Raw genomic sequence first — 15,331 nt, forward strand, 5'->3', positions numbered from 1 at the left:
AGGAAAAGTGAAGATGAAAATAATCGTATGTGTAAAGCAAGTACCAGATACTAATGAAATCAAAATCAATCCTGAAACAGGAACCCTGATCAGGGAAGGCGTTCCTTCCATATTAAATCCAGACGACGCCAACGCTTTGGAGCAGGCGCTGCAGGTAAAAGATGCCAATCCGGGAACGGAGGTTACGGTCATCACCATGGGACCGCCTCAGGCAAAAGAGATGCTCCAGGAATGTGTCGCCATGGGAGCAGATGAGGCCATCCTGCTATCAGACCGTGCCCTGGGCGGTTCAGATACCTGGGCTACTTCCAACGCCATTGCCGCAGGCATTCGCAAGGCGGGGGATTTTGACATTCTATTTGCAGGCAGACAGGCCATCGACGGCGATACTGCACAGGTGGGGCCGCAGATTGCCGAGAAACTGGGGGTTCCTCAGGTTACATACGTGAAAGAGTTCGAGATGAAGGAAAACGGCATCGTAGTGAAGAGAGCCCTTGAAAACGGATATGAAATACTGAAAGTAAAAACGCCTTGTGTACTGACCGCAATTAAGGAACTGAACCAGCCCAGATATATGTCGGTCAGAGGAATTCTGAAGGCGGCAAAACAGGAAATCAAGGTCTGGAATGCAGAGGACATCGGCGTCGATCAGACGACGGTAGGCTTGAAGGCCTCTCCTACCAACGTATTCAAATCCTTTACACCGAAGCCGAAGGGAGCGGGCATCGCTGTAGAAGGCGATACGCCAAAGGAGAAGGCTGCCAATCTGATGGCGGTACTGAAAGAAAAGCACATTATCTGATATTTGAATTTACGACTAACGCCTAGCCAGCTGAAGCTGGGGCGTGAAAGCATAAGGTCTGTCCATCAATTTCTTTTGAAATTGGGACCAGACCATTATACGACTTGATTCTGGAGGGAAATATGAAAGATTTTCAAGATTATAAAAACGTGTGGGTCTTTGCAGAGCAGAGGCATGGAAAACTGATGAACGTGGCACTGGAGCTGGTAGGAGAGGGCTACAAGCTATCAAGGGAAATTGGCGGCGATACGAAAGTATGTGCGGCGCTGGTTGGAAACCATGTTGCGCATTTGGCAGCCGAGCTCTGCGCTTACGGTGCCGACAGTGTATATGTGCTGGAAGACGAACTTCTGGAGAATTACACCACAGACGGATATGCAAAGGTTATGACCGATGCGATCAATACATATAAGCCGGAGATCGTCATCTTTGGCGCTACCCATGTGGGAAGAGATTTGGCGCCAAGAATTGCAGCAAGACTGGACACGGGACTGACAGCAGACTGTACCAGACTGGATATCAATATGGCCAACTATATGGAGTATCTTGCGAAAAATACCACCGCCAGCCTGACCGGACTGAATCCGAAGGACGACAGCAAAGGACTGAAGCAGACCAGACCGGCCTTTGGCGGAAATCTGATGGCTACCATCGTAACGCCCAATACCAGGCCGCAGATGGCGACAGTCAGGCCGGGCGTCATGGCTAAGAGAGAAAAGGCGGAAGGAGCCGTAGGAGAACGGATCGACGTGAAGGTCAATCTGTCAGAAGAAGACATTCATGTCCAGGTGTTGGAAGTGGTCAAGGCGGCGAAGGAACTGGTTTCCCTGACCGATGCGGACATCATCTGCTCCGGCGGCAGAGGACTTGGCGACGCGTCGGGATTTGAGCTGATCGGGCAGTTTGCAGAAAAAGTAGGCGGCGTTGTCGGCGCATCTCGTGCAGCAGTGGATGCAGGATGGATCGACCCCAGTCATCAGGTGGGTCAGACGGGGACCACGGTAAAGCCGCATATTTACTTTGCCTGCGGCATTTCAGGCGCAATCCAGCATTTGGCGGGTATGCAGACGTCGGATATCATCATTGCGATCAACAAAGATCCAGAGTGCCCGATGATGAAACTGGCGGACTTTGCAATAGAAGGTGATCTGAAAAAGGTCATTCCGGAAATCATGGCACTCTGGGATGTGGAGGAATAAGAAGATGAGAGAAGTAGTAATCATCGACGGCGCCCGCACTGCCTTTGGCAGAATGGGCGGAGCGCTGAGAGTTTATACGCCGGTGGAGCTTGCAGGGATGACCATGAAGGGACTCTGTGAAAAAACAGAGATATTGAAAAAAGGCAAGGTGGATGCCGTCTTTGTCGGCAGTGCGTCAGGAGATTTGAACACCCATAACTTTGCAAGATATGCAGGGCTTTTGGCAGGGCTTCCTTACGAGACGTCGGCCACCTTTCTCGAAATGCAGTGCGGTTCATCCATCGCCTGTATCAATAATGCGGCGCTGCAGATCAAAGAAGGGTATCTCGACGTGGCAATCTGCGGAGGTGCAGAGGCCCACAGCCAGACCTACTATAAATATTCCACTGCTGTGGAACCTTATAAGGGAATCGCACCGATGCCGGCGCCCCTGAAGCTGGCGCCGACGAAAGAAGACGATATCTCTATGATCGAGGTGTCTGATCTGATGGCCAGGAGATGGGGGATTACCAGAGAAGCGTGCGATGACTTTGCACTGAGGAGCCAGCGCAGGGCTGCAGAAGCCATAGAAAAAGGATATTTTGAAGAGGAGATTCTGCCTTTGCAGGTGAAATACAGCCGCAAAGGAGAGGCGGTGACGGTAGACAAGGACGAACACCCGAGACCGCAGACGGACTTAGCGGGACTGGCAAAACTCAGGCCAGTCAATGAAGGAGGCGTGACCACGGCAGGAAATGCGTCGGGCAGAAATGACGGCGCAGCCTTTGTCCTGATGATGAGTGCGGAAAAAGCCAAAGAATTGGGCTACGAACCGATGGCAAAGTGGATCTGCGGCATGGACGCAGGCGTCGATCCTAAATACATGGGAATCGGACCGGCTTACACGAATCTGAAAGTAATGGAGAGAGCGGGATTGAAAGTGAAGGACATCGACGTTTTCGAGTGCAACGAAGCCTTTGCTGCCCAGAATCTTTCCGTCATCAAAGAGATGGAAGAAATCACTGGTGAAAAGATCGACATGGAGAAGTGGAATCCAAATGGCGGCGCCATCGCCTTCGGCCATCCAAACGGAGCCAGCGGCGGGCGTATCTGTCTGGCTGCCATGAAAGAGCTGATCAGAAGCGGGGGCCGATATGGCATCTTTTCCTCCTGCATCGGCGGGGGCTTAGGGGTATCCACATTGATTGAGAATTTAAGAAGGTAGGTGGACAAAATGATTAAAAAAGTAGGTGTCGTAGGCGCAGGCATGATGGGGGCAGAAATCGCCCTTTGCTTTGCGAGAGAAGGCTATGAAACAGTTTTAAACGATATCAGTCAGGAAATAGCAGACAGAGGAAAAGAAAAACAAGCGGCAATTTTGGACAAGAACATCAAAAAAGGCAGGATCACAAAGGAAGACAAGACTGCGACACTGAACAGGGTGACAGCTACTGGGAACCTGGAGGACATGGCGGACTGCGACTTGATCATCGAGGCAGTGCTGGAAGTCTTTGACATAAAAAAGAGCGTCTTCGAAAAGCTGGATGCCATCTGCAAGGAATCCGCCATCATCGCCAGCAACACCTCTTCTATTTCCATCACGAAGCTGGCTTCTACCGTGAGAGCAGAGCGAAAAGGCAAGTTCATCGGCACCCATTTCAATTCCCCCGCCAGCGTCATGAAATTGGTAGAGGTTATTCCGGCGCTGCTGACCAGTGAGGAGACGGCTGAGGCAGTGACGGACGTCTTGAAGGAAATCCAAAAAGAGCCGGTCAGGGTAAAGGATGTGGTGGGATTTGGACTGAACAGAATCTTCCACGCCATGTACTTAGAAGCGTGCCGCCTGGTAGAAGAAGGGGTGTGCAGTGCAGAGGATGTGGACAAAATCTGCAAATACGGCCTGGGCCACCCGATGGGGATCTTTGCACTGCTGGATATCACCAGTCACGATCTGAACCTCAATGTAGATCAGATCCTGTTCGAAGCGTATGGGGAACGATTCAGACCGAGCCCGCAGATTATCAGACTGGTAGATTCGGGAAGGTTAGGCAAGAAGACCGGCGCCGGATTCTACGATTACGAGGAGAGATGAGATGAGTCAGGTTACACTTAAGATAGAAGAGGGCATTGCATGTATCAGTGTCGTGAGGCCGGAGGCGCTCAACGCTCTGAACCGAGAAATCGTCGATGAGATGGATCAGCTCCTCGACCAGGTGGAAAAGGACGATTCCGCGAGATGTCTGATTTTCTACAGCGAAAAGAACTTTGCGGCGGGAGCCGACATCAAAGCCATGGCGGAATGTGATGAGGAGGGGGCAAAAGCTTTCGCCTTTTCTCCCGTCTACAACAGAATTGCAGACTTACCCCTGCCGACCATTGCAGCTATTGAAGGCTACGCCCTGGGCGGCGGTATGGAATTGGCCATGACCTGTGACATCAGGATTGCAGGAGAGAGCGCCAAGATGGGCTTTCCTGAAGTCACCTTGGGCATCTTTCCAGGGGCAGGCGGGACGATTCGGGTTCCCAGGGCTGTCGGCGAAGCCTTCGCGAAGGAACTGATCTTCACAGGAGATGCTGTCAGTGCCCAGCGGGCACTGCAGATGGGGTTGGTCAATCGGGTCACGGCAGACACAGACGTATACGCCGAAGCCGAAAAAATGGCAAAGCGAATCGCAAAACGCGGGCCTGCGGCCATCCGTATGGTCAAAGAGGTCATCCGCAGAGGATTAGAGGAACCGGATCAGAACAGAGCCATCGAAATCGAAGCAGAGCAGTGGGCGAAATTATTTACAACCTATGATCAGAAGGAAGGCATGAAGGCCTTTATCGAAAAGCGCAAGCCACGCTTTGAGAACCGATAGAAAAGCACGACAAAATGCAGCCAAATCAGAGATTTGGGCATTTAAAGCATAAGGAGTTCCCAGCAATTTGCACTTGCAAACTGGGGCAACTCCATTATACGACTAGCGTCAGACCGCTCACTTTGTTTGCGGGACGCTACAGCATAAGGAGTTCCCAACAGTTTGCATTCGCAAACTGGGGCAACTCCATTATACGACTAGCGTCAGACCGCTCACTTTGTTTGCGGGACGCTACAGCATAAGGAGTTCCCAGCAATTTGCATTCGCAAACTGGGGCAACTCCATTATACGACTAGCGTCAGACCGCTCACTTTGTTTGCGGGACGCTACAGCATAAGGAGTTCCCAGCAATTTGCATTCGCAAACTGGGGCAACTCCATTATACGACTAGCGTCAGACCGCTCACTTTGTTTGCGGGACGCTACAGCATAAGGAGTTCCCAACAGTTTGCATTCGCAAACTGGGGCAACTCCATTAGGAGGAAAGAAAAGTGTCAGAAGAAAAGATCACATCAAAAGAATTGCTGAACCAGCTGACCGCCAAGCATTACGACGGTGCCCTTGCAGCAAAGGCGGAAGGAAAGCCGGTGGTCTGGGCGACGTCCATCTGTCCTAACGAGCTGCTGGACGCCATGGACCTGGCTACGGTATATCCGGAAAACCATGCCGCAGCCATCGGCGCCAGAAAAGAGGCAATGAAGTTCATCGAACACGCGGAGGGCATCGGCTACAGTGCAGATATCTGCTCCTATGCCAGAGTCAATATGGGTTATGTGGATCTGCAGCATGCAGAGGCGCAGGACATTCCCCTGCCGGATCTGATTTTCAGCTCCACGAATATCTGTAATACCGTGCTCAAATGGTATGAGAACCTGGCGAAGAAGCTGGACATTCCGCTGATTCTGTTCGATATGCCGTTCAACCATACCTACGATGTGCCAGACAACGCGACAAACTACATCCGCGGGCAGATTGAACATGCCATCAGCCAGCTGGAAGACTTTACGGGAAAGAAGATGGACTACGATAAGCTGGGAGAAAAGATGGCAATGAACAACGCCACCTGTGAATGGTGGAAAAAAGCGACGGATTGGGGCAAGACAAAACCATCTCCGCTGAACGGTTTTGACATGTTCAACTACATGGCGATGATCGTCTGCATGAGAAGTTCAGAGGACGGACAGAAACTCTTCAAACTGTGGTACGAAGAACTGAAACAGAAGGCGGAAGAAGGCAGGGGGCCGTGGAACAGCGCAGAAGAGCAGTACCGAATTATCTGGGACGGCATTGCCTGCTGGCCCCACCTATCTACCACCTTCAAACTGCTCAAGAAATATGGCATCAACATGGTCACTTCCACCTATCCGGGCAGTTGGTACAAGGTGTACGAAACCAACGATTTGGACGGCATGGCCCGCAGTTATACGGGGAATTACGCCAACCGGAACCTGGATTACGGTGCAAATCAGATGGAAGATCTGATCAGAGAATTCAGCGTGGACGGCGTTGTCTTTCATTCCAATAGAAGCTGCAAGCTGATGGACTTCAGAACCTATGAGGTGCAGAGAAGGATTACGGAGAGAACGGGATGCCCATCAGTCATCTTTGACGGAGACCAGACCGATCCGAGAGTCTTCTCCGAAGCGCAGTATGAAACCAGGATTCAAGGCCTGCTGGAGATGATGGAAGAGAACAGAGAAGCAAAGAGAAAGGGGGACATCGAATGAGTTATTTGAATACGATTGAGAAACTGTGTGCTGCGGCGCTGCATCCAGGCAAAACCATTGTGAGCACCAAAAAAGAGACTGGGAAAGAACTGGTAGGATGTTTCCCCATTCATACGCCGGAAGAAATTGTCTACGCTGCAGGCTGCGTACCTATCGGCATGTGGGGCGGCAGGACAGAAATCCAGCTTGCTGACAAGTATCTGCAGAGCTTTTGCTGTTCCATCATGAGAGCCAATGTAGAATTCGCCATGAGGGGAACCTACGACATGCTGAAAGCTGTCATCATCCCCACTTTCTGCGACACCATGAAGTGCATCGTCGAGAACATGAAACTGGCTATGCCAAAGGTGCCGACCATCGCCATGGCTTATCCGCAGCACAGAACCCTGCAAACCGGCATGGAATATATGGTCAGCGAAATAAAGAGAGTCAGGCACCAATTGGAACTGATTCTCGGCAAAATCATCACAGAGAGCCAGATCGAAGAGGCATTCGCCATTTATGAAAAATATCGGAGGACCATGAGGCGATTCAGCGAAACCAGCGCGGAACATCCAGAGATCATCACAGCCAGGAAACGCCATCTGCTGATCAAAGCCGGACAATTCATGGACAAAGCTATCTATATGGAGATGATTGAGGAAATTATCCAGGGGCTGGAAGGCGAGCCGTCATCCGAATACCAGGGAACGAGGGTCGTAGTGATGGGGTTGTTATCTGAACCCATAGAGATGCTGGATATCTTTGACGAGAATCAGATCACGATTGCGGCGGACGATTTATCCCTGGGTTCGAGACTCTGGAGAACGCAGGCAAGAAAAGACGTGACCGATGTCTTTCAGAAGATGGCTTATCGAGTCGCCGACCAGGAGGGGGACACCTTCCTCTACGATCCCGAAAAAAAGAAGGGCCAGATGCTCATCGATATGGCGGAAGAATGCGGGGCAGACGGCATCGTCGTTTTGATGATGAAATTCTGCGACCCGGAAGAATATGACTATCCGATCTATAAAGAAGAAGTCGAAGCTGCTTCTGTACCGATGCTCTATCTGGAAATTGATCAGCAGCTCACATCCTTTGAGCAGATCAGGACAAGAGTGCAGAGCTTTACAGAAATGCTGCTGTAAGTGAGGTGACGAGAATGTTTTTAGGAATTGATATAGGCTCATCCTCCTCAAAGGCTGCCCTTATCGACGAGCAAAAGAAATTGGCAGCGGTATCCGTGATCAATCTGGGAACTGGGACTGGCGCTTATGAGGATGCGATAAAGGATGCCTTTCTGCAGGCGGGAATCCAAGCAGATGACATCAAGTGCACTGTGGTCACGGGGTATGGAAGAGTCAACTATAGGGAGGCAGATAAGCAGATTACGGAAATCACCTGCCATGCCAAGGGCGTTGACTTTTTGACCAGAGATGCCAAAACCATTGTCGATATCGGCGGGCAGGATGCGAAAGTCATCAAACTGAATGGGGACGGACAGGTTGCGAACTTCGTCATGAATGAAAAATGTGCCGCAGGAACCGGGCGGTTTCTCGAAGTCATGGCCAGGGTATTGGGCTGCTCGCTGTCCGATCTGTCAGACTTGGCGGATCAGTCTACGGCAGAGATCTCTATCAGTAACGTCTGTACGGTCTTTGCCGAAAGTGAAGTCATATCCCGGTTAGCCGCTGGGGAAACAATCGAAGACGTTGCCAGAGGCGCCCATGTGGCCATCGCCAAGAGGGTCATGGGCATGTGCTGCCGAGTCGGATATGAACCAAAGGTGGTGATGACAGGCGGGGTTGCGCTGAACAGCAACATGGTGGACGCTCTGTCGAAAGAATTAGAGTGCCTCATAGAAGTAGCGCCCCATTGCCAGGCAGCAGGGGCAGTCGGTGCAGCGGTCTTTGCATATGAGCATTACAATAAGGAGAAAAAGGTATGAGCCATTTAAGAATGAATCTGGAGAAGATTAAAGCGATCATCCCTCACAGAGATCCCATGCTTCTCGTGGACGAAGTGGTGGACATGATGCCGGAAGACAGTATCACGAGCAGATTTTATGTAGACCCGGACAGGGACATCTTTCGGGGGCATTTCCCCGAAGAGCCGGTACTTCCCGGCGTTTATACCGTAGAGATCATGGCGCAGACTTCTGACATCTTGATTTTGTCCTGCGAGAGATATGCAGGGAAGACGCCGCTTTTTATCGGTATCGACAGAGTGAAGTTTCGTTGGAAGATCAAGCCGGGAGACACTTTGGAAATTCACTCTCGAATCTCCTATGAGAATACAGATAAGGCCATTGTCACTTGCAGTGCGGAGGTTTATAACGGCGGCGTTTTGGCCTGCGAAGGCGATGTGACACTGGCGATGAGATGATGGGATAAAGAAAGGATAAAGCATGGATTGGAAAGAAATATATAAGAGCAGATGTGTTTCGGCAGCAGCCGCCCTGAGCCAGATTAGAAATGGAGAGATGGTAGTGCCTTCTCATGCGGCAGCAGAACCTAGATATCTGTTCAACAAATTGGTCGAGATGAAGGATCAGTTTGAGAATGTAGGGATTTTGCAGGGACTGAATATCGGCGACGCACCTTATGCTGCAGAGGACTGCCAGGGACATTTTGTCATTCACTCATTTTTCCTTGGAAAAAAGAATAGAAAGTGCTGCCAGGAGGGAAGAGGGGAAATCATCCCCATTCATTTCTATGCGCAGCCGGTCGCAATGAGGGAAGGGTACCTGCCCGTGGACGTAGGCTTACTACAGGTTACTCCTCCTGATGAAGAAGGTTATGTCTGGATGGGTACCTCTTGCGACCAGACCAGAGTCATTGTAAACCGGGCAAGAATCACCATCGCCCAGGTCAACAGAAACATGCCCCATGTATGCGGCGATACGAGAATCCCGGTTTCTGATATCGACTATTTTGTGGAACATGACGAAGATATCTACGAACTGCCCCTGATTTCCAGTGAAGATCCGGTGGCAGAGAAAATAGGTTACTATATTTCCACTTTGATTGACGACGGCGCCTGTCTGCAGATGGGACAGGGGACTGTACCTAACGCCATTCTCAAGTTCTTGGAGGATAAAAAAGACATCGGTATTCATACAGAGGTGTTTTCCGACAATCTGATTCCGCTGATTGAAAAAGGCGTCGTCAACGGCGCCAAGAAGAACATCGACACAGGGAAGATTGTGGCGACTTTTGTGCAGGGAACAAAGGACCTTTACAAGTACGTGGATCACAATCTGATGATCAAGCTGATGCCGGTGGATTACACCAACGATGTGGGTGTCATCGCCCGCAACGACAAGGTAGTGGCGATTAACTCTGCCTTGGAGGTAGATCTGCAGGGGCAAGTAGTAGCCGATTCCATCGGCAGCAAGATGTTCTCTGGTGTAGGCGGTCAGCTGGACTTTCTCAGAGGTGCGGAACAGTCCAGACACGGCAGGCCGATTATCGCCTTGCCGTCGACGGCAAAGGGCGGCGCTCTGTCGAGAATCGTAGGCGTTTTAAAGCCGGGAACGCCAGTGACTACCACGAGACAGGACGTCCATTATGTAGTTACCGAATACGGTATCGCCGACTTGTTCGGAAAGTCTATTACACAGAGAAGCAAAGCATTGATAGAAATCGCGCATCCGGACTTCAGAGAACAGATTGAAAAAGACTTTTATGAATATAGAAAAGCTGCCGGACAGATTTATTTCAGATAAGGGGAGGAAGATGATGACCATGATGACAGGGGCTCAGTACATAGAGAGCTTACGAAAATTGAATACGAGAGTTTACATGTTTGGAGAGAAGATTGACAATTGGGTTGACCATCCCATGATTCGTCCTTCTATCAACTGCGTGGCCATGACCTATGTCCTGGCCCGCGATTCGGAGTATACAGACCTGATGACGGCGACATCACACCTGACAGGAAGAAAAATCAACCGCTTTGCGCATATCCACCAGAATACGGAGGATCTGAAGAAAAAGGTCAAGATGCAGAGGCTTCTCGGTCAGAAGACCGGATCCTGCTTTCAGAGGTGTGTGGGGATGGATGCCTTTAACGCGGTCTATTCTACGACTTATGAAATTGATGAAAAATACGGCACCCATTACCACGAGAACTTCAAGAAGTTTCTGATCTATGTTCAGGATCAGGATTTGATCGTGGACGGGGCGATGACGGATCCCAAAGGAGACAGGGGAAAAGCGCCTCATGAGCAGACCGACGCTGATCTCTTTGTCAGAATCAAAGAAGTGAGAGAAGACGGAATCGTCGTCAGGGGCGCCAAGTGTCACCAGACCGGATCCGTCAACTCCCACTGGCACATCGTCATGCCGACCATCGCCATGGGTCCTGACGACAAGGATTACGCTGTATCTTTTGCATGTCCCAGTGACGCAGAAGGCGTGTACATGATCTACGGCAGACAGTCCTGTGATACGAGGAAGCTGGAAGAAAATGCGGATATGGACCTTGGGAACAAGAACTTTGGCGGGCAGGAGGCCTTGGTGGTCTTTGATGACGTCTTTGTGCCCAATGAATACGTGTTCATGGCGGGAGAATACGACTTTGCAGGCATGCTGGTAGAGCGATTTGCCGGTTTCCACAGACAGTCCTACGGCGGATGTAAAGTAGGAGTAGGTGACGTGGTCATCGGTGCGGCAGCTCTGGCAGCGGAGTATAATGGCGTGGAAAAAGCTTCTGCGGTGAAAGACAAGCTGATTGAAATGACCCACCTCAACGAGACACTTTATAGCTGCGGCATCGCGTGCTCCTGCGAAGGCTGTCAGACAGCATCGGGCAGTTATATCATCGACCTGCTGCTGGCCAATGTCTGCAAGCAGAATGTGACCAGATTCCCTTATGAAATTGTCAGACTGGCGGAAGATATCGCAGGAGGCCTCATGGTGACCATGCCTTCGGAAAAAGACTTTCAGTCAGATACACCTGTGGGAAGAGAAGGAGAAACCATCGGCGAAATCTGCCACAAGTTTTTTGCAGGCAACGGAACCTGTTCCACAGAAGACCGCATGAGAGTGCTGCGCTTTTTGGAAAACATCTGTCTGGGATCTGCGGCAGTGGGTTACCGGACGGAATCCATGCACGGCGCGGGTTCACCCCAGGCACAGCGCATCATGATTGCAAGGCAGGGCAACATACAAGGGAAGAAGAAACTGGCCAAGAAATTAGCCGGAATCCTTAAATAGAATCATCCATAAGTAGGATCAAAAGAGGCTGTCGCAGTTGCCGATTTCCTGCAGCTTCAGCTACAATAAAATTTGTAATATATGTGTTGGAGCAAAACAAACTAGTCCGAATTCGGACTAGTTTGTTTTGCTGAGAGAGAATATATGGATTTTGCCAGCCATAAAAGAAAGAAGACTAGGAGGCCGCCTATGGTATGTTCAGGGCATTTTAATGAGTATTGCTAACTTTTTATCATTTTTACAGCGTTACGCCGTCTTTCATAATACCCATCTGATAATATCCGTTGACCTCATTTCGGGTCCTGTAATCGCCGTTTACTGTTGCCATGACAGCGTCGCAGAGTTCTTTGTTCAGCTGGGACACCTCTGCTGAATCAGCCCCGAGCAATCTGCCCGCATCGTAATCGATCCAGCCAGCTTTTTTCTTGGCTAAGGCGGTGTTTGAAGATAACCGGAAGGTCGGCCCGGCAAATCCGCAAGGCGTACCTCTTCCCGTAGTGAAGATGGTCAGCACGGCTCCTGCTGCAATCTGGCCGGTAACACCTGCCAAATCGTTTCCCGGACCACTGATGAGGATGAAGCCGTTTTTAGAGGCCCGCTCTCCATATTTCAGTACTTCCATCACTGCACAGTGACCACCCTTTTGAATACAGCCCAGAGATTTTTCTTCCAGAGTTGTGAGACCGCCGGCCTTGTTCCCTTGAGTAGGATTTTCTGCTGGCTTTTCCCCATAGAAGTCACAATAGTCTTCATAGGCGTGAATCATGGAAACAATGTCTTGAAAGATGGATTCATCGGCGGCGCGATTCATCAAAATGTGTTCAGCTCCCATCATTTCAGGAACTTCCGTCATATTCATACAGGCACCTTCTTTCACCAAAGTATCACACAGCGTTCCAAGAAGCGTGTTGGCCGTGATGCCGGAATAACCGTCTGAACCGCCGCAGTTCATTGCGATGTGCAGTCTATTCATGGCAATGGGAGTTCTGCGGTCCCCCTTGACCGCTGTCATGATCTCATCGATGAGAGCCATTCCCGCCTCAAATTCATCATCGCAGTTTTGCAGAGAAAGCACTTTGATCCTGCTTTCATCATAATCACCGAGATACTTTTTCAGAACGGACGGAATGGCCATCTCGCAGCCCAGACTGACGATGAGAACGCCGCCGAAATTGGCGTTTTTTATCATGCCCGCGAGAATGCGGCAGGTGGTTTCAAGATCCTTCCCCGCCTGGGAACATCCGAATTCTTGGGTCAGAGGAAATATTCCGTCAAAGCTTTCATTGACCGGATATTTTTGATCCGCCATCTTGGCCAATTTCTGCAAGGGGCCGTTGGCGCAGAAGACGGTAGAAATCAAAGCCATATAGTTCCTAATGCCGGCAGAACCGTCGGCCCTGTCATAACCCATAAAGGTGTGATCACTTTTCCCAGGAAAAATTGCTTCGTCATGAAAGTGGTAGGTGTAGTTCTTAGATTTGCCCAGGCCTGTTCTTTCGTTGTGAGAGTGAATCCATTCCCCTTTTTTAATAGGCTTTGATGCATAACCGATGGTGTTGTCGTATTTTTTAATTGGCTCGCCCGAATCAAAGTCTTTCAAAGCGATTTTGTGGGCGCTGGGGATGTCGTCTAAGAGGGTGATTTCTTCACCATCGACGACTACCGTATCCCCCTTCTTTAAATCCTCAGTGGCTAAAGCTGCTGTATCTGCAGGGTACAATTTCATTGCTTTCATAATGCGCTCCTTTTCTTTTCGTTCATGAGTTTTCGTGATATAAAATGCAAGAAATATGCCACATAAAGACAGTTGGCATATGTTTTGCGCGGTCTATCCATAAGTGAAAAATCGAGAGGAGTTATTAAAAAATATGGAAGTAAAAAAGGAAGTTAGAAAAGTGATGAACACGAAATTTGCCATCACTGTTGTGGCCTTGGTCATCATGACAGGGTTATGTATCCTGTTCTGGAATACAGACGGATCGTACCAGGTGGAGCTTTCCGCTGATAAAAACGAAGGATATCAGTGGTCTTATACCTTGAGCGATGAGAAGGTGATCAGAGAACGGCAGAGCTACTATGCAAACGGACTCTTTGTATTTGTATTCGAAGGGTTAAAAGAGGGTATTGCAGAGGTGGATTTCGTATTGACAAAGGATGACGACCCGTCTCAGGTTTATGAGCGGCAGACTTATAAACTGAAAGTCAATCCTGACAAAAGAATTATTTTGTCAGGAATCGTCAAATCGTAATTTATACTGTATGCAGTTTTATGAAACTTTGCAAATGGTGATGCAAAACTGCATAGCATTTACGCCCCGGTGATGCAATGCAACAGGGGCACCTATTGAGACAAAACAATTTGATTCCAACACTTAGTAACGGGGCAATGAAATTGGAATTCATTGGCATGATAATTGCTTTGTACAACGACGTAAGTTATCGGTGGAATGTTATTGTAAAATTTGAGAGAAAGGAACAAGAAAAATGAAAAAAATCTTAACCGTATTACTATCTGTAGTTTTGATCGGCGCTATGCCGCTGGCCTTTACAGGATGCGGAAAATCTACCTCCGGCGGCGGAGATGGTGAAAAGCTGGTCATTCACTTCGGATCTACACAGGGTACAACCCACGCCTGGTATAAGGCTGCGGAAAAATTTGCAAAGGCTGTAGAGGAGGAATCCAATGGAAGCATTGAAATTTCAATTGAATTTGGCGGCGTTAACGGCTCTGACAAAGATCACGCCGAAGCTGTGCAGAACGGCTCCCTGGACATGTACCTGGGCTCCACTGTGGGAGCAGACGCAGTGGTAAGCAAGATGGGGTTTGTAAACCTTCCTTACTTTATCAACAGCTATGAACAGGTTGACGACCTCATCTACGACGGATGGGTGGGAGAAACCATCAAAAAGGATATGGAAGGAGAGGGATTTAAGCTGTTGGGTCTGACAGACTGTGATTTCAGATGGATATCAAATTCTAAACGGGAAATCAAGAGCGGAGCTGACATGAAAGGTATGAAGATCAGAACGCCAGAATCAAAGATGTTCTTGTCTTTCTTTGAAAACCTGGGCGCAACACCTACTTCCATGGCCTTTACCGAACTGCCGTCTGCTCTCCAACAGGGTACTGTAGACGGACAGGACAATGGTCCTGTACTGAGCTACACCAACGGATTACATCAGTTCAACAAGTACTGGGTAAAATCAAATCACTCCTTTGCAGCGGCAGTATTAGTGTTCAATGCTGACAAATGGGATTCTTTGACAGAGGAACAGCAGGAAATCCTGCAAAAGTGCTCGACGGATATGTGCGACAATATCATCACTCTGATCAGAAAAGATGTTGAGGATATGACCAAGAAGATGGAAAAAGAAGGCTGCGAAGTAATCGAGGTATCTGACCAATTGGACAAAGACATGAGAGATGCTGCTTATAAAGTATGGCAGGACAAAGAAATCACTGCAAACTTTGACCAGGATGCAGTGGAGAAGATTCTGAAAGACGCTGGCCTAAAATAACAGTGGATGATAAGAGAATATCACTTATGGGTGCAGGATAACCTGCA

The 15,331-nt window shown here is 49.4% G+C and carries 14 protein-coding genes; 13 read left to right on the forward strand and 1 reads right to left on the reverse strand.

Annotation, left to right across the window (positions count from 1 at the left end; translation table 11 throughout):
• The first annotated feature begins 13 nt into the window (after positions 1 to 13).
• The 11 genes from etfB to BN6539_RS15825 all read left to right on the forward strand — a co-directional run bounded on the left by etfB (position 14) and on the right by BN6539_RS15825 (position 11,765).
• Positions 14 to 802, forward strand: a complete 789-nt coding sequence (gene etfB, locus BN6539_RS15775; protein WP_067540720.1) for an electron transfer flavoprotein subunit beta — start codon at positions 14 to 16, stop codon at positions 800 to 802.
• A gap of 122 nt (positions 803 to 924) precedes the next feature.
• Complete coding sequence (locus tag BN6539_RS15780) at positions 925 to 2,001, forward strand: electron transfer flavoprotein subunit alpha/FixB family protein (RefSeq protein WP_067540723.1); 1,077 nt, start codon at positions 925 to 927, stop codon at positions 1,999 to 2,001.
• A gap of 4 nt (positions 2,002 to 2,005) precedes the next feature.
• Entirely contained in the window at positions 2,006 to 3,205 is a 1,200-nt protein-coding gene (locus tag BN6539_RS15785; RefSeq protein ID WP_067540725.1) for a thiolase family protein, read from the forward strand.
• Positions 3,206 to 3,214: 9 nt separating this feature from the next.
• Entirely contained in the window at positions 3,215 to 4,072 is an 858-nt protein-coding gene (locus BN6539_RS15790; protein ID WP_082907563.1) for a 3-hydroxyacyl-CoA dehydrogenase family protein, read from the forward strand.
• Position 4,073: 1 nt separating this feature from the next.
• On the forward strand, positions 4,074 to 4,841 hold the full coding sequence (locus BN6539_RS15795) for an enoyl-CoA hydratase/isomerase family protein (protein WP_067540728.1): 768 nt from the start codon (positions 4,074 to 4,076) through the stop codon (positions 4,839 to 4,841).
• 490 nt (positions 4,842 to 5,331) lie between these two features.
• A complete protein-coding gene (locus BN6539_RS15800) occupies positions 5,332 to 6,567 on the forward strand; it encodes a 2-hydroxyacyl-CoA dehydratase subunit D (protein WP_067540731.1) in 1,236 nt (411 codons plus the stop codon).
• Positions 6,564 to 7,694 carry a 2-hydroxyacyl-CoA dehydratase subunit D gene (locus BN6539_RS15805; RefSeq protein WP_067540734.1) on the forward strand — a complete coding sequence of 377 codons (1,131 nt, stop codon included), beginning with the start codon at positions 6,564 to 6,566 and terminating at the stop codon, positions 7,692 to 7,694. Before BN6539_RS15800 ends, BN6539_RS15805 begins: the two co-directional genes overlap by 4 nt.
• Positions 7,695 to 7,708: 14 nt before the next feature.
• The gene (locus BN6539_RS15810) at positions 7,709 to 8,494 is read left to right on the forward strand and encodes an acyl-CoA dehydratase activase (RefSeq protein WP_067540737.1); all 786 of its coding nucleotides are present in this window, start codon (positions 7,709 to 7,711) and stop codon (positions 8,492 to 8,494) included.
• Entirely contained in the window at positions 8,491 to 8,931 is a 441-nt protein-coding gene (gene fabZ, locus BN6539_RS15815; RefSeq protein WP_067540740.1) for a 3-hydroxyacyl-ACP dehydratase FabZ, read from the forward strand. Before BN6539_RS15810 ends, fabZ begins: the two co-directional genes overlap by 4 nt.
• Before the next feature lie 22 nt (positions 8,932 to 8,953).
• A complete protein-coding gene (locus BN6539_RS15820) occupies positions 8,954 to 10,273 on the forward strand; it encodes an acetyl-CoA hydrolase/transferase family protein (RefSeq protein WP_067540743.1) in 1,320 nt (439 codons plus the stop codon).
• Positions 10,233 to 11,765, forward strand: coding sequence for a 4-hydroxyphenylacetate 3-hydroxylase family protein (locus BN6539_RS15825; RefSeq protein ID WP_330385096.1), 1,533 nt, complete (start codon positions 10,233 to 10,235; stop codon positions 11,763 to 11,765). The genes BN6539_RS15820 and BN6539_RS15825 overlap by 41 nt, the downstream gene beginning before the upstream one ends.
• Positions 11,766 to 12,003: 238 nt before the next feature.
• On the opposite strand, the gene BN6539_RS15830 is transcribed toward BN6539_RS15825, so the two are convergent.
• Positions 12,004 to 13,500 carry a UxaA family hydrolase gene (locus BN6539_RS15830; protein ID WP_067540746.1) on the reverse strand — a complete coding sequence of 499 codons (1,497 nt, stop codon included), beginning with the start codon at positions 13,498 to 13,500 and terminating at the stop codon, positions 12,004 to 12,006.
• 133 nt (positions 13,501 to 13,633) lie between these two features.
• Here BN6539_RS15830 and BN6539_RS15835 point away from each other — a divergent pair, with 133 nt between their 5' ends.
• Complete coding sequence (locus tag BN6539_RS15835) at positions 13,634 to 14,014, forward strand: protease inhibitor I42 family protein (RefSeq protein WP_067540749.1); 381 nt, start codon at positions 13,634 to 13,636, stop codon at positions 14,012 to 14,014.
• Between the two features lie 235 nt (positions 14,015 to 14,249).
• Entirely contained in the window at positions 14,250 to 15,284 is a 1,035-nt protein-coding gene (locus tag BN6539_RS15840; protein WP_067540752.1) for a TRAP transporter substrate-binding protein, read from the forward strand.
• Positions 15,285 to 15,331 lie beyond the last annotated feature (47 nt).

Source organism: Emergencia timonensis (genome assembly GCF_900086585.1).
Classification (GTDB): Bacteria; Bacillota; Clostridia; order Peptostreptococcales; family Anaerovoracaceae; genus Senimuribacter; species Senimuribacter timonensis.

Bases quoted from the DNA above. Each gene is read 5' to 3' on its own strand.
- etfB (WP_067540720.1), top strand. From the start codon at position 14: ATGAAAATAATCGTATGTGTAAAGCAAGTACCAGATACTAATGAAATC.
- BN6539_RS15780 (WP_067540723.1), top strand. From the start codon at position 925: ATGAAAGATTTTCAAGATTATAAAAACGTGTGGGTCTTTGCAGAGCAG.
- BN6539_RS15785 (WP_067540725.1), top strand. From the start codon at position 2,006: ATGAGAGAAGTAGTAATCATCGACGGCGCCCGCACTGCCTTTGGCAGA.
- BN6539_RS15790 (WP_082907563.1), top strand. From the start codon at position 3,215: ATGATTAAAAAAGTAGGTGTCGTAGGCGCAGGCATGATGGGGGCAGAA.
- BN6539_RS15795 (WP_067540728.1), top strand. From the start codon at position 4,074: ATGAGTCAGGTTACACTTAAGATAGAAGAGGGCATTGCATGTATCAGT.
- BN6539_RS15805 (WP_067540734.1), top strand. From the start codon at position 6,564: ATGAGTTATTTGAATACGATTGAGAAACTGTGTGCTGCGGCGCTGCAT.
- BN6539_RS15810 (WP_067540737.1), top strand. From the start codon at position 7,709: ATGTTTTTAGGAATTGATATAGGCTCATCCTCCTCAAAGGCTGCCCTT.
- fabZ (WP_067540740.1), top strand. From the start codon at position 8,491: ATGAGCCATTTAAGAATGAATCTGGAGAAGATTAAAGCGATCATCCCT.
- BN6539_RS15820 (WP_067540743.1), top strand. From the start codon at position 8,954: ATGGATTGGAAAGAAATATATAAGAGCAGATGTGTTTCGGCAGCAGCC.
- BN6539_RS15825 (WP_330385096.1), top strand. From the start codon at position 10,233: ATGAATATAGAAAAGCTGCCGGACAGATTTATTTCAGATAAGGGGAGG.
- BN6539_RS15830 (WP_067540746.1), bottom strand. From the start codon at position 13,500: ATGAAAGCAATGAAATTGTACCCTGCAGATACAGCAGCTTTAGCCACT.
- BN6539_RS15835 (WP_067540749.1), top strand. From the start codon at position 13,634: ATGGAAGTAAAAAAGGAAGTTAGAAAAGTGATGAACACGAAATTTGCC.
- BN6539_RS15840 (WP_067540752.1), top strand. From the start codon at position 14,250: ATGAAAAAAATCTTAACCGTATTACTATCTGTAGTTTTGATCGGCGCT.